This window comes from Nocardia jiangxiensis NBRC 101359 (assembly GCF_000308615.1).
Lineage (GTDB): Bacteria > Actinomycetota > Actinomycetes > Mycobacteriales > Mycobacteriaceae > Nocardia > Nocardia jiangxiensis.
In genome coordinates, this window is sequence record NZ_BAGB01000041.1 from 712453 (window position 1) to 729954 (window position 17502).

17 protein-coding genes and 1 pseudogene are annotated in these 17502 nt (G+C 67.3%); 15 read left to right on the forward strand and 3 right to left on the reverse strand.

The genetic code is table 11. The features are described 5' to 3' along the window. Position 1: 1 nt before the first annotated feature. The 9 genes from ON40_RS17430 to ON40_RS17470 are packed head-to-tail and all read left to right on the forward strand — an operon-like array spanning position 2 to position 8694. Entirely contained in the window at positions 2-1714 is a 1713-nt protein-coding gene (locus ON40_RS17430) for a dihydroxy-acid dehydratase domain-containing protein (protein ID WP_040823645.1), read from the forward strand. After that, on the forward strand, positions 1711-2544 hold the full coding sequence (locus ON40_RS17435; protein ID WP_083895702.1) for an ABC transporter permease: 834 nt from the start codon (positions 1711-1713) through the stop codon (positions 2542-2544). The genes ON40_RS17430 and ON40_RS17435 overlap by 4 nt, the downstream gene beginning before the upstream one ends. After that, positions 2541-3317 carry an ABC transporter permease gene (locus ON40_RS17440; RefSeq protein ID WP_040823648.1) on the forward strand — a complete coding sequence of 259 codons (777 nt, stop codon included), beginning with the start codon at positions 2541-2543 and terminating at the stop codon, positions 3315-3317. Before ON40_RS17435 ends, ON40_RS17440 begins: the two co-directional genes overlap by 4 nt. Continuing rightward, the gene (locus ON40_RS17445; RefSeq protein WP_040823651.1) at positions 3317-4117 is read left to right on the forward strand and encodes an ABC transporter ATP-binding protein; all 801 of its coding nucleotides are present in this window, start codon (positions 3317-3319) and stop codon (positions 4115-4117) included. Before ON40_RS17440 ends, ON40_RS17445 begins: the two co-directional genes overlap by 1 nt. After that, positions 4114-4884: an alpha/beta fold hydrolase gene (locus ON40_RS53940; protein WP_051193199.1), complete on the forward strand. Its 771-nt coding sequence runs from the start codon at positions 4114-4116 to the stop codon at positions 4882-4884. Before ON40_RS17445 ends, ON40_RS53940 begins: the two co-directional genes overlap by 4 nt. Continuing rightward, positions 4881-6227: an FAD-dependent oxidoreductase gene (locus ON40_RS17455; protein WP_085997724.1), complete on the forward strand. Its 1347-nt coding sequence runs from the start codon at positions 4881-4883 to the stop codon at positions 6225-6227. Before ON40_RS53940 ends, ON40_RS17455 begins: the two co-directional genes overlap by 4 nt. Beyond that, positions 6209-7489, forward strand: coding sequence for an aconitase X (locus tag ON40_RS17460; RefSeq protein ID WP_040823658.1), 1281 nt, complete (start codon positions 6209-6211; stop codon positions 7487-7489). The genes ON40_RS17455 and ON40_RS17460 overlap by 19 nt, the downstream gene beginning before the upstream one ends. Beyond that, the gene (locus ON40_RS17465) at positions 7482-7889 is read left to right on the forward strand and encodes an aconitase X swivel domain-containing protein (RefSeq protein ID WP_040823661.1); all 408 of its coding nucleotides are present in this window, start codon (positions 7482-7484) and stop codon (positions 7887-7889) included. The genes ON40_RS17460 and ON40_RS17465 overlap by 8 nt, the downstream gene beginning before the upstream one ends. Positions 7890-7893: 4 nt before the next feature. Next, positions 7894-8694 (forward strand): SDR family NAD(P)-dependent oxidoreductase, encoded by an 801-nt coding sequence (locus tag ON40_RS17470; protein WP_040823664.1) that lies wholly within the window; start codon positions 7894-7896, stop codon positions 8692-8694. Positions 8695-8840: 146 nt separating this feature from the next. On the opposite strand, the gene ON40_RS17475 is transcribed toward ON40_RS17470, so the two are convergent. Next, positions 8841-10169, reverse strand: a complete 1329-nt coding sequence (locus ON40_RS17475; protein ID WP_051193200.1) for an alpha/beta hydrolase-fold protein — start codon at positions 10167-10169, stop codon at positions 8841-8843. A gap of 263 nt (positions 10170-10432) precedes the next feature. On the opposite strand from ON40_RS17475, the gene ON40_RS17480 reads away from it, so the two are divergent. The 3 genes and pseudogenes from ON40_RS17480 to ON40_RS55775 all read left to right on the forward strand — a co-directional run. Next, positions 10433-11692 (forward strand): molybdopterin-dependent oxidoreductase, encoded by a 1260-nt coding sequence (locus ON40_RS17480; protein WP_040824473.1) that lies wholly within the window; start codon positions 10433-10435, stop codon positions 11690-11692. Between the two features lies 1 nt (position 11693). Further along, positions 11694-12185 carry a hypothetical protein gene (locus ON40_RS17485; protein ID WP_040823668.1) on the forward strand — a complete coding sequence of 164 codons (492 nt, stop codon included), beginning with the start codon at positions 11694-11696 and terminating at the stop codon, positions 12183-12185. 214 nt (positions 12186-12399) lie between these two features. Beyond that, positions 12400-12582, forward strand: a pseudogene (locus tag ON40_RS55775) (TIGR03085 family metal-binding protein); the annotation flags it as partial. A gap of 1 nt (position 12583) precedes the next feature. Here ON40_RS55775 and ON40_RS17490 read toward each other — a convergent pair. Continuing rightward, entirely contained in the window at positions 12584-13447 is an 864-nt protein-coding gene (locus ON40_RS17490) for a DUF427 domain-containing protein (protein ID WP_040823671.1), read from the reverse strand. Between the two features lie 261 nt (positions 13448-13708). On the opposite strand from ON40_RS17490, the gene ON40_RS17495 reads away from it, so the two are divergent. The 3 genes from ON40_RS17495 to ON40_RS17505 all read left to right on the forward strand — a co-directional run bounded on the left by ON40_RS17495 (position 13709) and on the right by ON40_RS17505 (position 16738). Next, a complete protein-coding gene (locus ON40_RS17495; RefSeq protein WP_040823675.1) occupies positions 13709-15409 on the forward strand; it encodes an MOSC and FAD-binding oxidoreductase domain-containing protein in 1701 nt (566 codons plus the stop codon). A 463-nt stretch (positions 15410-15872) separates the two neighbouring features. Further along, positions 15873-16268: an integrase core domain-containing protein gene (locus ON40_RS48190; protein ID WP_051193201.1), complete on the forward strand. Its 396-nt coding sequence runs from the start codon at positions 15873-15875 to the stop codon at positions 16266-16268. Between the two features lie 158 nt (positions 16269-16426). Continuing rightward, positions 16427-16738, forward strand: coding sequence for an EthD family reductase (locus ON40_RS17505; RefSeq protein ID WP_040823678.1), 312 nt, complete (start codon positions 16427-16429; stop codon positions 16736-16738). Between the two features lie 195 nt (positions 16739-16933). Here the strand turns inward: ON40_RS17505 and ON40_RS17510 are convergent, their stop codons facing one another. Continuing rightward, positions 16934-17476, reverse strand: coding sequence for a carbonic anhydrase (locus ON40_RS17510; protein ID WP_040823681.1), 543 nt, complete (start codon positions 17474-17476; stop codon positions 16934-16936). Between the last annotated feature and the right edge of the window lie 26 nt (positions 17477-17502).

Consider the following 17502-nt stretch of genomic DNA (forward strand, 5'->3'; position numbering starts at 1 on the left):
TATGACCTCGAAACTTCGTAGCGATCTACCGGCCGGCACCTCTCGCTGGGCCGTGCGCCGGGCCGAATGGCGGTCACTGGGCATCACCGATGAGGAGATGGCCCGGCCCAAGATCGCGATCGTCAATTCCTCCTCCGACCTGGCCGCCTGTTTCGCCCATCTCGACGACATCGTGCCGGTGCTCAAGGAGGCCATCCGCGAGGCGGGCGGGCTGCCCTTCGAGATCCGCACCGCGGCCCCCGCCGACTTCATCACCAGCGCCGGCGCCGGCGGCCGCTACGTGCTGCCGACCCGCGACCTGATCGTCAACGACATCGAGGTCGTGGTCGAGGGCGCGTTGCTCGACGGGATGGTGTGCCTGAGCTCGTGCGACAAGACCGCGCCCGCCCACATGATGGCGGCCGGCCGGCTCGACGTGCCGACGGTGCTCGTCGCGTGCGGATATCAGCGCAGCGCCCTGCACGAGGACGGCGGTGCGGATATCGAGGAGGTTTTCCTGCACGCCGGGCACACCGCGCTGGGCCGTACCTCGGCCGAGGACCTGCTCGCGATGTCCGAAAGCGCCATCCGGGGCCCCGGGGTATGTGCGGGAATGGGCACCGCCAATACGATGCACATGGCCGCCGAGGCACTCGGTTTCACCATGCCGGGCACCACCCCCACCCGCGCCAACGGCGAAACCATGTGGGCGGCAGTGCGTTCGGCCGGGCGGCAGATCGTCGAGATGGTGCACAGCGGGCGTTCGGCTCGGTCGGTGCTCACCCCCGCCGCGATACGCAATGCGGTCACCCTGATGCTCGCGGTCGGCGGCTCGATCAACTCCGTCAAACACCTGCAGGCGATCGCGGTGGAAGCGGAACTGGACGTCGACGTGTGGCGGCTGTACGAAGAGCTGGCCGATCGAGTTCCGGTGCTCACCGCGGTCCGGCCCAACGGCCCGCATCTGATCGAACAGCTCGACGACGCGGGCGGTACCCGGGGCGTGCTCGCCGCGCTGGCGCCGCTGCTGGACCTCGATACGGTCGGGGTGACCGGCCGCCCCCTCGGCGAATTGCTCGCGCAGGCCCCGGCCGCCGACCCCGAATTCATCCGCTCGCCGGAGAATCCGTTCTCGCGGCGTCCCTCGATCGTGATCCTGCGCGGTTCGCTGGCCGCCGAGGGGTCGATCGTCAAACTGCCCGTCGACGAGGAACGGCCCACGACGTTCCGTGGCCCGGCCCGCTGCTATTCCTCGCGGGAGACCGCCATCGCGGGTCTGGCCGCCGGTGAGGTGCAGGCCGGTGAGGTGGTCGTGCTGCGCGGTATGGGTTTGCACGGCGGGCCGGGGATGGCGATGGCCTCTGCCTTCGTCTTCGCCCTGGACGGCGCCGGCCTCGGTGAGAAGGTCGCGGTGGTCACCGACGGCCAGCTTTCCGGGTTGGTGAACAAGGGGATCGTGGTCGGCGAGGTCAACCCCGAGGCGGTCACGGGCGGACCGCTCGGCCGGGTCCGCGACGGCGATCTGATCAGCATCGATCTCACCACCCGCACCGTCGACCTCGAGGTCGATCCGGACGAACTGGCCGGCCGCGAGGTCGCCGCCGCGGAAACCGTCCGCACACCGGGCTGGCTGGCCACCTACGACAATGCCGTCGGCCCCCTGGCCTGCGGTGCGGTACTGGGACAGCGGAACTGCGAAAACCGTTGCCGCACAATCCCCGGAGGTGCCCGATGACGGTCCTCGACGCGCCGCACGCGAGCGCGCCTGCCGCAACGGCCGCACGCGCCCGCCGGGCCCGGCCGCGGATCGCACCCGTGGTCGGCATCGTGATCGCCGCGGCGGTGGCCGAGATCTTCCCGCGCACCGGCCTGGTATCCGAAGGCGCGCTCCCCCCGCTCAGCTCGATACTGGCCGAACTCGCCCGCGAGAGCGGCGACAGCGCGCTGTGGGAGGCGTTGGGCCGCACGGTTCGTACGACGGCGATCGGACTGGTGGCCGCGGTCGCGGCCGGGGTGGTCGCCGGAGTGATCATCGGGCTGGTGCCGGTGCTGCGCGCACTCACCGCCTCCACGGTGGAATTCCTGCGCCCGATCCCCTCGGTGGCCCTGATTCCCGCGGTCATCCTCATCTTCGGCACGGGCTTCCAGTCCGGTGTCGTACTCATCGTGTACGCCGGTTTCTGGCAGGTGTTCGTGCAGGTCCTCTATGGCATCCAGGACATCGATCCGGTCGCGCGGGACACCGCTAGCTCGTACCGCTTCAGCGCGTGGGCCAAGATTCGTCATGTGGTCTGGCCGACCATGTTGCCGTTCGTGTTCACCGGAGTGCGGCTCGCGGCCTCGGTCGCGCTGGTGCTGGCGATCACCGGTGAGCTGGTCATCGGCACACCCGGGCTGGGCCAGCTGATCTCGGTCGCCCAGAGCAGCGGGGCGACGACCGAGATGTTCGCGCTGGTGGTGCTCAGCGGAGTGCTGGGAGTGCTGGTCAACGTCGGATTCCGGCTCGCGGAACGGACCGCGCTGAGCTGGCACCCGTCGGTTCGTCGCTCGCGAGGTGCCCGATGAGGATTCTGCGTCGCATCCTGCTCGCGCTCGGCCTGCCGGTCGTGCTCGTCGCACTGTGGTGGTTCACCAGCGCGAACAGCACAAGCTACTATTTTCCGCCGCTGTCGACGATCCTGCACTGGTTCGGCAAGCTGTGGTTCTCCGCGCGTTTCGGCCAGGACGTGGTGCCCAGCGTGCTGCGCCTGTTCGCCGGATTCGTCATCTCCGCGATCGTCGGAGTGGCGCTGGGCATCACGCTGGGCCTGACCGACGCGCTGCGCCGTGGCGCCGAGCCGGTCCTGGAGTTCCTGCGCGCGATCCCGCCGACCGTGCTGGTGCCGGTGATCTCGATCCTCGCCGGTATCGGGGACGGCTCGAAGATCGTCGTCATCGTGTCCGGCTGCGTGTGGCCGGTGCTGCTCAACACCATCGAAGGCGTGCGAGCCGCCGACGAGGTCATGGTCGATACCTGCCGCAGCTTCGGCATCACCCGCACCGCGCGGCTGTGGCACATGGTTCTTCCCGCAGCGAGCCCGCAGATCGCCGCCGGGCTCAAACAATCGCTGTCGATCGGGCTGATCCTGATGGTCATCGGCGAAATGTTCGCCGCCACCAACGGCCTGGGATTCAGCATCGTGCAGTTCCAGCGCAGCTTCGCGATTCCTCAGATGTGGAGCGGCATCATCCTGCTCGGCATCATCGGATTCCTGCTGTCCGCGCTGTTCACCGTTGTCGAGAAGCGGGCCCTGAGCTGGTACCTGGGCCTGCGCGAATCACAGAAGAGGAACGGCTGATGACAGCCATGGTCGAGGTGCGCAACCTCAACAAGGTGTACGAGTCCTCCGGCCGCCGCGTGGAGGCGATCGGCGACATCACGTTTTCCGTCGAACGCGGCGAATTCGCCTGCATCGTGGGCCCTTCGGGCGCGGGCAAGACGACGCTGCTCAAATGCCTGGCCGGGTTGCTCACCCCCACGGCGGGCGAAGTCGTGCTGGACGGCGCCCGGGTGACCGGCCCGCCGCCCGGGATGGCCGTGGTGTTCCAGGAATACGGCCGCAGCCTGTTCCCGTGGAAGACGGTACAGCAGAACATCGATCTTCCGTTGCGGCAGAAGGGTTTACCGCGCGCGGAACGGAACCGGCTCGTCGAGGACGCGCTCACCTCGGTCGGGCTGGCCGATTCGGGCCACGCCTATCCGTGGCAGCTCTCCGGTGGTATGCAACAGCGGGTGGCGATCGCGCGCGCGGTCGCCTACGAGCCGCAGGTTCTCCTGATGGACGAACCCTTCGCCGCCGTCGACGCGCAGACGCGCGCAGAGCTGGAAGATCTCGTGCGCACGCTGTGGCGGAACCTGGACATCACGACCCTGTTCGTCACGCACGACATCGACGAAGCGGTCTATCTCGGCGAGCGGGTGCTGGTGCTGTCCGCCTCCCCCACCCGCATTCTCGACAACGTCACCATCGAGTTGCCGGTAGAACGAGATCAGGTCGCCAGCCGTTCGACGCCCGAGTTCGCCGAGTTGCGCGCCCGCGTACATCGCGGCATCCAGGACGCGAAGGCCGGGCGCCGCACATCCGGGGCCGCCGCATGACCGCGTTCATCGATGAGGGATCCGGCCCACCGGTACTGCTTTCCGCTTCACTGGGCACCACGGCCGCGATGTGGGCGCCGCAACGAGAACGGTTGCGCGAGCACCGCCGGGTGATCAGCTACGACCATCGTGGGCACGGCGATTCCCCGGTGCCACCGGGCCCATACCGCCTGGACGATCTCACCGCGGACGCGGTCGCCCTGCTGGACTCGCTGCAGATCGAGGAGGTCGACGTCGTCGGGGTGAGTCTCGGCGGCACCGTCGGGCTCGCGCTGGCCGTCGAACATCCGGACCGGGTCCGCAGCCTCGTCACCGTCAACGCCCCCGTCTTCGCCGATGATCCGGAGTTCTGGCGTCGCCGGGCGGCCGCGGTGCGCGCCGAGGGAATGGGTATCGCGACCGCGGGTTTACTGGGCCGCTGGTACTCACCGGCGGACGCGGCCGCGCCATCGATCCTGATCGCGCGCACCGTTTCCGGCGTCGACCGGCTCGATCCGCAGGGCTACGCGGCCTGCTGCGAAGCCATCGCCGGAACCGATCTGCGGGACCGGCTGGCCGACATCCGCTGTCCGGTGCTCGCGGTGAACGGCCTGGCCGACGCGGTCGTCCCGGCACACCACGCGGACCTGATCGCCGCCGGGGTGCCCGGCGCCCGCCACATCGCGCTGCCCGGCGCGGGACACCTGCTGACCCAGGAGATTCCGGACGAACTGCACGACCTGCTGCTCGAACACTGGGCCGCCGTCAACGGAAAGGACGCATCGTGAACGCCTACGTCACCGAACCCGCCCGGCACACGCCCGTGCTCGGCGAGTGGGAGGTCGTCGTGCTCGGCGGCGGCCCGTCCGGGCTGGCCGCCGCGACCGCCGCCGCCCGCGCCGGACGCAGCACACTGCTGGTGGAGAAGTCCGGATATCTCGGCGGCGCCGGAACCGGCGGTGGGCTGTCCACATTCTGCGGCATGTACTCCAACGTGCACGGCGAACATGTGCTGACCGTCCGGGGGCATGCCACCGAACTGCTGGAGCGCATCGATCGGCTCGGCGGACTGCGAGCGCCGCATCTGTCCTTCAGCGATCGGATTCAGGCGCAGGCGTACGACATTCCCGCCTACCGCAGCGCCGCGGACGACCAGGTGCTGGCCGCCGGCGCACAGCTGCTGTACCACGCGTTCGCGGTCGGCGCTGTCGTCGAGGGATCCACGGTGGACGGCGTCGTGGTGGAATCCAAGTCCGGCCGGGGAATCCTGCGCGGGCAGGTGTTCATCGACTGCTCCGGCGACGGCGATCTGCTGGCCTGGACCGGAACCAGCCACCACAAGGCCGATCCGCACGGCGAGATGCTGTTCCCCTCCACGATGTTCCGTATCAACGCGGTGGACGGTGAGCGGGCCGGGCCGGCGTGGAAAACCTTGCCGCGCATGATGGACGAGGCCGTCGCCGCCGGACGCCCCCGATTCCCCCGACGCGGCGCGATCGTGCGCCCGCAACGTGACGACCTCGAGTGGCGGGCCAACGCGACACAGCTGCGCAATGCCGACGGCAGCGCGGTCGACGGCACCGACGTGTGGCAGTTGACCCACGGCGAGGTCCAGGGTCGCACGCAGGCGCAGGAGGTGTTCGGGTTCATCCGCGAGAACGTCCCCGGGTTCGAGCGCGCCTACATCGTCGACATCGGACCCGAGATCGGGATCCGGGAGACCCGGCGGCTGCTCGGGAAGTACGTGCTGACCGAGGAGGACGTCCGGTCCTGCGCGCGTTTCGAGGATTCGATCGGTCTCAACGGCTGGCCCGTCGAGGCGCATGTGGACGGTGACCTCGACATCCGCTGGCCCTACGGCGAGGACCCGCTGGGCTACAACGAGCTGCCGTACCGGATGCTCGTACCCGAGAGCGGGCCCGCGAACCTGCTGGTAGCCGGGCGTTGTGCGTCGATGACCCACGGCGGGCAGTCCGCCGCGCGCGTCGCGGGGCCGTGTTTCGCGATGGGGCAGGCCGCCGGGACCGCCGCGCACCTGGCGCTCGAGAAGCACGGCGTCGTCGCGGAGGTCGACACCGCGCTCCTGCGCGTGCACTTGGAGAGTGAGGGCGCATGTCTGAGCTTGCTCTGAGCCCGGCGGACGAGCGAATGCTCACCGGCGAGCAGGGCCCGGCGGTTCAGGCCGCCCTCGAACTGCTGGTCCGCTACGGCGAACTGATGGGCGCGCAGCGGCTCGTCGACACCGACAATGTCTGCGGCGCAAACATTTTCGGGCCGCGGCACGCCCGAGTCCTGGGCACCACCGACCCTGCCGCACTGTTCTCCCGGTTCTCTCTCGACCTGGACGAGACGGTCGAGGTGCCGCCGTTCCGCGCGCACAGCTGCCAGCTGATCGGCCCGCGGGACTCCCAGCAGTGGGATCTGCAGGGCGTCACGGCCGCGGACGCGGCCGCGATGGACGACAGCGAGAAGTACCTCGCCGAGAAAGGCGTGGATCTGCTCTCGACGTGCACGCCCTACCAAGTGGGCAACGTTCCCCGGTTCGGCGAGCACTGCGCGTGGATGGAATCCTCGGCGGTCGTCTACATCAATTCCGTGCTCGGCGCCCGCACGAACACCGAGGGCCGCGAGTCCTCGGCCGCGTCGATGCTCACCGGCCGGACCCCCTACTGCGGGTACCACCTCGACGAGCACCGCAGGGCCACGCATCTGATCGAAGTGCGTCATCCGGTCGTCACGACCGAGGACTGGAACATCCTCGGATACTGGGTGGGCGAACAGGTCCAGGAGGCCGTTCCGGTGCTCACCGGAAACGATCTTCGCCCGAATCCGGTGCAGCTCAAGCAATTCGGCGCGGCGGCGGCCTCCTCCGGCGACGTCGAGATGTATCACCTGCCCGGGATCACCCCGGAGGCGCACACGGTCGAACAGGCCCTGGGCGGACGGCCACCGGCAGCCACATCGGTCTTCGATGCGCGGGCCCGCGCGGCAACGGTCGCGTCGCTGTGCCGCACGGCGAGCGACCGCGACCTGGACTTCGTGATGATCGGCTGTCCGCACGCATCCCTGGAACAGGTGCGCGAGGTGGCCCGGCTGCTCGACGGCCGCCACGTCGCGGACTCCACCGCACTGTGGGTCTTCACCCCGAGAGCACTGCGCACGGTCGCCGAGCGCAGCGGTTATGTGGCGATCATCGAGCGTGCGGGCGCACGGGTGCTGTCCGATACCTGCCCGGCCATCGGGCAGTTCCTGCCGCCGCGGACCCGCGTGTTCGCGACGGATTCGGCGAAACAGGCGCACTACCTGCCCGCGATCACCGGCGTGCAAGGCTGGTTCGGCAGTGTCGAGACGTGTGTCACCGCCGCACTGAACGGGCGGTGGTCCGATGCCTGAGCTGATATCCGCGCGTGGTGTGATCGGCGGACGGGCGAGCGGGCGAGCACTGGTGTGCACCGCCCCGGTGTCCGGCTGGGGCGGCATCGACCCGAGGACCGGCACGATCGTGGAGAGCCGTCATCCCCAGCACGGGCAGAGCTTCGCCGGCGGAGTGCTGGTACTGCCGGGCGCCAAGGGCTCCTCCGGCTGGTCCGGGCAGTTCCATCTGGCCAAGCTGCAGGGCACCGCGCCGTGCGCCATCGTGTTCACCCGGATGAACAGCAAACTTGCCTTGGGTCTGGTCGTGCTCGATGTTCCGGCGGTGGCCGGCCAGGAGGCGTTCGACGCCATCCGCACCGGTGATCTCGTCGAGGTCGACGGGACGGCCGGCACGGTTTCGATACGACGGGAGAACTGATCGGATGGACACTCTACGAATCGACCGGCGAGTGGTGCTGGTGACCGGCGCGGCGAGCGGAATCGGCTGGGAAATCGCCCGGACCTGCGCGGCCGAAGGAGCCACTGTCCACCTCGCGGACATATCGGATGCGGTACACGACGCGGCACGGCAGCTGACCGCCATCTCCCACGTGTGCGACGTGACCGACCCGGACGCGGTCCGCGCCCTGGTCGACGGCATCGTCGAATCGTCCGGGCGCCTGGACGTAGCGTTCCTGAACGCGGGCATCAACGGTGTGCCCTCACCGCTGCAACCCGGCGGCGCCATCGACGAACTGTCTTTCGCCGCATGGCAACGAGTTCTGAGCGTCAACCTGGACGGCCTGTTCCACTGCCTCCAGCAGACCGCGCGGGTGATGAAGACGCAGCGGGCGGGCAGCATCGTCGTGACCGCGTCCACCGCGGGGCTTCGCGCCGAGCCTCGGGTGAGCTATCCGTATGTCGCATCGAAGGCCGCCGTGGTCGGACTGGTGCGCCAGGCCGCGCTGGAGCTCGCGCGGTTCGGGGTGCGGGTCAATGCCCTGGCCCCGGGGCCTGTGGTCACGAATATCGGCGGCACGGCACCTCGATCCGAGTCCAGCACGGCCGCGTGGGAGGACTCCATCCCGATGCGGCGGTGGGGCCGACCCAGCGATATCGCCGGCCTCGCATTCCTGCTCGCCTCGGACGCGTCGTCCTGGATGACCGGCAGCATCCACGTGGCCGACGGCGGCGCCTCCGCATTGACCCAGGTCTCGAGCAGCGAGCTTCCCGGCCCCGAATAGTCCGGTATCGATTCGCACCGGCGGGCGAGTTCCACGGCCCCTGCGTAGCCGCATCGAATGAGGGGATGCGGCTACGCAGCGGGTGGCATCCGCATTCGTGACAAGACGAGAACAACCGGATCATCGCCCACTCGATGGGTACCTGGCTACTTGGACTGCTGCATGATCCAGTCCCGGATACCGGGGATGGTGTAGGCGATGTGCCAGGTGCCCATGTGCGCGCTGGTGCCGGAGCCAGCTGTCACCGTCGTGCCGGGCCCGAAGGAGGCGAAGTTCACCGGGGCCTGCTGAGCCTCCAGACTGCTGACGGCGGCGGCGAACTGTGCGGCAGTGGATCGGCCGTCCCACACCGCGGTCGCGACCTCGGCGCCCTGACCCTCGATAACCTGGGTGATGGCGTTTTCACCGGAGTAGGACTTGTCGTCGTCCTGGGAGACGACGATCCACATTTTCTTGTCGGCGAGCGGGGCGGCCTGTTCGGAGGGCCACTGCCCAGCGACGATGAACGCCGCCGCGAACAGGTCCGGGTGCTTGATGTTCAGCCCGAGCGACATCATCGCCCCCATGGACTGCCCAGTCGTATAGCGCCGGTTCTCGTCGATGCTGTACTGCGTGGTGAGCGACCGGACGAGATCAGCCGTGGTGCCGAACAACGTCGACGGCTGGTAGTTGTCGTCGACGACCACCGAGCCGTACTCGGGGGCAAGGACGAAGCACTCGTGCTTCGCCTGGTCCTCGGGACCAGCCCAGCACACAGCTCCCAGCCCCTGGACCAGCGGCCCTTGCGTGGCGACATCGACGACGTTCGCGTCGTGCATGAAAAGCACCAGCGGGTAGCGCCGGCGGGAGTCGTAGTTCCTGGGGATGAAGAGGTTGTATCGCAGGGTTCGACCGGTTGCGGCGTCGTCGTAGGTGAACTGCTTGAAGTCGTCGACGATCAGATTCACGACCGCGCTGGTGGTCAGAGTCCTGCTCGTAGGCGCGTAGCGGGTGCCGTCCGTCGTGGTGACGGCGCCTTTCTGCACCAGAGACGCTTTCGCCGCGACGATCGTTCCGCCCGGGGTGCTGTCGCCGACCTTCGGCCCACCCGCACCGACACCGCCACTCGACGTGGTGGTGGACGGAGCCGACACGCTGGTGGAGGGGTTCGCCCCGGTATCGGAACCCTGCTGGGTCACCCACAGCGCCGCGGCCGCGTCGTCGGGAGAAAGTTCGACGATCACGAAGTGTCCGTCGGTACCTCGCCCGACGAGTTGAGCTGCCCGGTTCGCGTAGACCTTCGTGACGGTCCGGTCGGCGATCGTGAACGTCGTCGGCGAGAGGCTGGAATCGGCGATTTCGCGGTCGTACTCGACGGCTACCGCGATGAGTTTCTGACCATCGCCGAAAACCTTCGTGATCGCGCTGACGCTACGGACATGACCGTCCGTGGAACTTCCGCCACAGCCGCCGACGGCCACCGCTCCGGCTGCCACAGTGCCAGTCCTGGATATCCCACACGGGATTGTCCGTCATTGTTTCGTCATCCGCCCTGGCAGGACGACACAACGCGGGTGCGAAACGAGGTTCGAGCGCTCGTGTCCACCGGAAACACCGCAGGCTGCGACGTATCTTCACCTCTAGCAATTGTGCAATCAGCCGACTCGCACACGCACGTGGAATGCGGCACCGCCGATATAGAACGCCGAACCCACGAGTGCCGGCGAACTCACGGCGTTCGAGCGCGACGGGAGAGATGATGCAGGAGCGCAATCGGTCGTTGCCACTTCCGCGGTGGCGCAGTCCGCTACGGGGCCCGTGGCTGACCTCGGTGTTCGGTTCGATACTGCTGGTCTGCCTGCCGATAGTGATCCTCACCGGATTGCTGTCCTACATCGCCTACGGGCCGCGGTTCGGGCAGGCGATCCCGGCGCACGTCGGCGGGCTCGCATTGCCGACCTTCGAGTGGCCCACCCGCCCATCGTGGCTGTACCGGCTCACCCAAGGCTTGCATGTCGGGTTGGGACTCGCACTGGTGCCGGTGGTGGCGGCAAAACTGTGGTCGGTGATCCCGCGATTGTTCGCCTGGCCTCCGGTCCGGTCGGTCGCGGCAGCGATCGAGCGGGTGTCGTTGGTGATGCTGGTGGGCGGCGTGTTGTTCGAGATGGCTACGGGGATACTCAATATCCAGTACGACTACATTTTCGGATTCTCCTTCTACACCGCTCACTACTTCGGGGCGTGGGTGTTCATCGCCGGGTTCGTGGCGCATGTGGCCGTCAAGCTGCCGCGCATGATCTCCGCGCTGCGCTCGCGATCGCTGCGGGAGGTGTTGCGCACTTCCCGCGCCGATACCGAGCCCGAACCGCCCGATGCCGACGGTTTGGTCGCCACCGATCCCGCCGAGCCGACCATCAGCCGCCGCGGAGCCTTGGCGCTGGTGGGCGGTGGCGTGGCGTTCGTCGTCGTCCTCACCGCAGGCCAGGCCATCGGCGGATTCACCCGCCGGACCGCACTGCTGCTACCACGCGGACGCAGCGAAGGCCGCAGCGCCAACGACTTTCAGATCAACCGCACAGCCACCGCGGCAGGAATCACCACCGCCGACGTCGACGATTCCTGGACCCTGGACTTGATCGGCGGGCCCGTTCCGGTACGCGTGGATCGAGCGACGTTGCTGGCCATGCCCCAACACGCCGCGCGGCTACCGATCGCCTGTGTCGAAGGATGGTCCACCGTCCAAACCTGGACCGGGGTGCGGCTGTCGGATCTGGCTCGCCGAGCCGGTGTCGAGCAACCGATTTCCGCGGCAGTGACCTCGCTCGAACAGGCCGGGGCGTTCAATCGCGCACTCTTGCAGGCGAATCAGATACACGACCCCGACGCATTGCTGGCGTTGCGCGTGAACGGCGCGGACCTGTCCCTCGACCACGGTTACCCCGCGCGGATCATCGTCCCGGCCATGCCGGGTGTCCACAACACGAAGTGGGTCTCCACAATCGAATTCCGGAAGGCATGAGATGGCCACCAACAGGCTGATCCACCGATGGAAACGCGCCTACGGAGCACACCGGCTGCACCTACCGGTGCTGCTGGCAGCATTCGCGCTCGCCGGCTACAGCGTATGGGTGCTCGGATTCGATGCGCTGTGGAACCGCCGGGTGTGGTGGCAGGCGATCGCGGTGTGGTTCGCGGCGGCCATCATCGCCCACGACTTCATACTGTTCCCTGCATACGCCCTGCTCGATCGCGTCCTGGCCGCGGCGTCCGCCCGGACCCGGCTCCGGGTGTCACCGTTGAACTACATCCGAGTACCTCTTCTCGGAATCGGGCTGTCGTTTCTGCTGTTCTTCCCCGGCATCATCCGACAGGGTGCGGCCACCTTCCACGCGGCCACCGGAGGCACTCAGCAACCGTTCCTCGTGCGCTGGCTTCTCCTGTCCGCGACCATGTTCGCCCTCAGCGCATTCGCCTATGCGATCCAGAGCCTGCGCGCCCGCCGACGACACTGAAACATCGCCTTGTCCAGCCACTTTCCTTCGAAGTGCGGCGATCGGTCGTCGGGTCGGCAGTCACCCCGGCCGATCAGGTGTTCACCGCACGCCGCACTCAGCGATCACCACATAGAACGAATAATGCTGGCTTGCACCGAGATTCGCGACCGATTCGGAACAGCACCGCCCTGCGTCCATGGCGCACCGAACTGCCGTCAACACAGTTGAAACGGGTGCATGGGGTCGCTTCGCAGAACGACGACGAACGACCCTCGCACACAAGGACTTCCACTCGCCGGTGGCCACCATCAGGTCCGGACCGCCACCCGGCTTCGTCCGCATCGGATGGGTGCGGCGGGTCCCCGACCTCAACGAGTTCTTCGTTCACCATGAAGGCGGTGGCAGGATCAATGGCCTTATCGCTGCGCGAGGATCTCGTCGGGGTCGAGGCCGCGGTCCATGCCGTGCGCCACGACCGCTTGGCCGGGCGCGAGCTCGAGCCGGTTCCCGTCGAGGTAGACCTCGATCCTGTCGGGCTCGAACGACACCAACCCGCGTACGCGATCCACCTCCGGCCAGGCATCCAGGTACGACCACGCGGCGCGCTTGTGCTCGCCGATGTCGTAGTAGCTGGCCAGGCCCTTGTAAGGGCAGAAGGTTCGACCGTCCACGGGTGTGAGTTCGGTTTCGTCGGTGTCCTCTCGTGGCACATACCAGCGGGGCGCGAATCCCGACTCGTACAGCACCACCGGCCGGTGGGTTTCGGCGACGGTGCGGTCTCCGTCCCGCACGACCAGATGTCGTGATGTGGTGCGGATGTCGTTGCGGTGATACGGGTCGGCGGCATGTCCGACGATCCGTTCGTCCTCTTCGTAGAAGGCGTCCATTGCGCGCCAGGCGAAGGCCACGCGATCGCGCAACTCGCTCGCGTGGTCGGGCAACTCGATGTGCTGCCAGGCGGCCCGCTCGGCACTGTGGTCTCCCGCCGTCACGGTGAACCACGCCGTCGTGCCGAGATCGTGGTGCTGTGTTCGGCGATCCGTATGCCGCAAGACGCCATCTTCGACACCATCGAGTGGGAAGTAGGCCACCGGATAGTGCCCCGGCTCGTGGAGCAGAACCACATCGTCGGCCTCGGCGATCCATTCGTCACCGAACCGCACGCGCATGCGCCGACGCAGTGGCTCGGCGAACAACAGCCGCTCGGGTAGCGGCTGCTCGGTCAGGAACCGGCCGACCGATCTCGGTGAAAGTGGTCCCTGCTGCCATGACAGTCCCATGACTCGACTCCCTCCACTCGGACGCGCTCGAAGTACTTCCGATGGGGCCGAGCAGTCGGTCGCTCAACCGTTTCCGACGCCTTGATGGTCGCAGTGAGGTCCGCGAGCGACCCGCTCGACTCGTCGCACCTTTCACCCTGCCGGTGCGGCTACCAGCGTAATCTGGCCGATCGTCGTCGAGGCCGGGCATCCGCGACAGCCTCGGACATGACGGTGCGCCGGAGTAGCTTGAATACAACAACAACCGCGGAGACGAAACCCATGGCTTCTTTGCTCTCGGTCAACGTTGGTATGCCCAAAGATGTCGCCTGGCAAGGGCGAACGGTCCACACCGGGATATTCAAGTCGTCGGTCAATGGTTCGGTGATGGTGCGCAAACTGAACATCGATGGTGATGGCCAGGGCGACCTCAACGGCCACGGTGGCGAGCAGCGCGCCGTGCTCGTGTACCAGCTCGACTCGATCCGGTATTGGCAGCGCTACTTCGGGCACACGGGTTTCGAGTTCGGCCAGTTCGGCGAGAACTTCACGGTGGCGGGGCTCAGTGACCAGGATGTGTGCATCGGCGACCGGTACCGGATCGGTGAGGCCGAGTTCGAGGTGACCCAACCCCGGGTCACCTGCTTTCGCGTCGGCATGCGGCTCGGCGTCCCGACATTGGCGGCACTGCTGGTCGCCCACCACCGGCCAGGCTTCTATTTCCGGGTTATCACCGAGGGGCGGGTTCAGGCAGGCGACCGGATCACCCGCACTCGACGTGGCGCGCACCGGATGAGTGTCGCCGCGATCGACGGGCTGCTCTATCTTCCCGACCGCGATCCGAACGACCTGGAGGCGGCACTCGATATTCCGGCACTGAGCCCGGGCTGGCGGCAATCGTTCCGGGAGTTGCTGACCAGCGAGCGCCCCGACGCGCCGCCCCTCGGTGTCGAACCGAGCTGGAGCGGCTTCCGCGCGATGAGGGTTGTCGATATCGTCCGCGAAAGCTCGACCATCAGTTCTGTGTACCTCGCCGCAGCTGACGGGGCCCGCCTGCCCGCCGCACTGCCCGGCCAGTACCTCACACTCCGCTTCCCCGGTGCCGGTGACCCCGCGCCCGTCCGCAGCTATTCGTTGTCTTCGGCACCCGGCAGCGACACCTACCGCATCAGTGTCAAACGTGAGGGACTCGTCAGCAGTTATGTGCACACCCGACTGCGCACCGACGCCATCGTTGCGGTCGCCGCACCGCGCGGTGACTTCGTGCTCACGGCGGGCACCGAACCTGTGTTGCTGGTATCCGCGGGCGTCGGCGTGACGCCGGTACTCGCGATGCTGCACCACCTTGCCGCCCAGCGCAGCGACCGTGATGTGTGGTGGCTGCATACCGCACACAACAGCGACGAGCAGGCGTTCGCCGACGAGGCACACCAATTGCTGCGATCACTACCCACCACCCATGAGCACGTATTCCACACCGCTCCAGCCGCCGGGATTCGGTCCGACCGACTGACCGCCGAATCGCTCGCGACGCTCGGTCTGCCTTCGGAGGCCACGGCTTACCTGTGCGGACCGCAACGCTTCATGACCGACATCGGCGAAGCGCTTACGGCACTGGGGATCCCGCGCATCCACACCGAACTGTTCGGAACACGGACGCCGATCAATCCGGGGGTGACCGCCCTGTCGAGCACCCCACCTCACCAGCCACCAGGTACGCCTGGCACCGGTCCCATGATCACGTTCGGTCGTAGTGGTTTGTCCACGCGCTGGCAGATCGATACGGGATCACTGCTCGAACTCGCCGAGGCCTGTGACGTGCCCACCCGGTGGTCATGCCGCACCGGCGTGTGCCACACCTGCATCACCCCGCTCCTGGCCGGAGCCACCAGCTACCTACCGGACCCACTGGAGGCCCCCGACAACGGTCAGGTACTGATCTGCTGCGCCCGACCGGACAGCGACGTCGTGCTGGATCTGTGACAGCCCGACCGACTCGAAATGCTCCGCGCAACGACCATCACCCGACTGTCATCACCGCTGTTTCGCCTTGTCACTCTCGCCCGGGATCGGCCGAAAACAGAAATATCACGATGGCACACCCAGAACGGGCCAATTCGCTCCGAGCCACGGCCGATTCCGACGATGTCGCACGTCGGGTGATGGCTCTGCGGTGCATACCGGAGGTCCCGGTCGTGCACCGAGCGGACCATCTCGGCCAATGCCCGAGTCGGGCGATGTACGCCAATGCTGTTGACCTCGCGCAGTATTCAGTCGACTACGTGAAGGTATTCGCAGGTTCGGGCGTTGTCGATGAGATGTCGTTGCATCACGTCCAACAGGCCCTCGGGCATCTCACGCGGGCGTGCGCGGTGACACGGGATGCGTTGGCGCAGATGGCCTCTGATGCACTCGAGCATGCGGTGCGGCCAGCGACAGCCCGACCGTGGTCAGCGTCGCCGTCAGCTGGTTGGCCGAGGTCCTCGGGCCGGGCGGAGAGGCGCTCGACATGGCACCCGCGCCGATCGCGGTGGTGTCGGACAACGGCCCCTGCTTCCGCGGCGAGGTGCTCGAGACCGCATTCGCCGGACCGGACCCGTTACTGCGACATGTCCGCACCCGGGTCCGGCCACCTCAGACGAATGGGGTGATCGAGCGGTTCTTCGGCACCCTGAAATACGAGCACCTGTTCCGTGGCGCGACCGCCGACGGCGACGGTCTGGACATGGAGGTTCACCGATTCAGGATCATCTACAACACGATCAGGCCACACCAGAGGATCGACGACCGAGTGCCCAGCGCAGCCTTTACCGGCTGTGAACAGCGGAAAACCGCTCGGTAAGCGGCATGAGCGGATGTCGGCCGGGCTGGGTCACCGGTCCGATGATCGGCTCATCCGCAATGCACTTGATCTTGGCGTGGAGTCCGATCTACTGTCCACCTCGCGTTGATCGCGCACTCCGGGGTGTTGTGGTCGCTCGCCGCTGAACGGAGGTTGTTATGCACAAGCTGATGGTCCTGTATCCCGAGCCCGCCGATCCCGACCACTTCCGCGACTACTACGTGAGCAACCACCTCCCGCTGGTCACGCGCATGCCCGGCCTGCTCGCGTGGCGCTACAGCTTCGAGGTGGCAGCGACGCAGGGACAGACGCCGTACTTCGCGGTCTTCGAGGCCGAGTTCGCTGACGCTGCGGCAATGACCGCGGCGAGGGAGTCTCCGCAGGGCCGGCAGGTGGCTGCCGATGTCGCCAACTACGCCACCGGTGGTGCGATCGTCATCCACTATCCGGTGCAGAACGGCACCTGCTGAGCCTGGCCCTGAGGCACCGCCGTACAGCGGCTACAGCGGTTGTTCGGCGGTATTCGGACAAAGGCGTTCAGCCTGCGCACCTTCCTCGCGGGCGATGGTGTCGAGAGTGTCGTCGGTGTCCCGCAAGCGGATCGCGGCCACGGTGACCGATCGGCACGCGGGATTGCCTCGAATGGCCTTGACCGCGGTTCCGGGTTATCGGTCCCTGGCTCTTGGTGGCGTGATCAGGGTGAGGCGACCGCTGGCGATGTTGTAGCTGTAGCCCGAGACTCGAATACGGCCCGAGGCGGTCGGCGAATGCAGGATCTTGTCGACGTCGATGGGAACTGTGGTGGCCGGATCGGTGACCGCGGTGGCCCGCAGGGGCGTCTCCTGGAAGCCGCGCTGGATGAAGCCGCGGCTCAGCTTGTCGTCAGCCATCAGGGCTGAGCCGCAGTCGGTGTGGTGGATGACGGCCATTTCGAACCAATCGGCGCCGGGCGTCACGGTCTCGTGCAGGTAGCTGATCCAGGCGAGATCGTCGAGGAACGACTGGTTTGCCCGGCCGCCGACGGTGCGCGCCACGATCGCGTCGCCGAGTCGCAGACCGAGGATGGCGGCGGGGTCGACACGAGGATCGATGCAGGTCAAGATGTAGACCTGCTTGTTGGGGAGGAACGGGATCTCCGGCAGGCGGTTCCTGAAATCGGTTGCCGCGAAACGCTTGTTGTTCTCGAGTAGCTCGTCGAAGTTGGTCACAAACTCAATCTCGCAGTTCAGTGGGG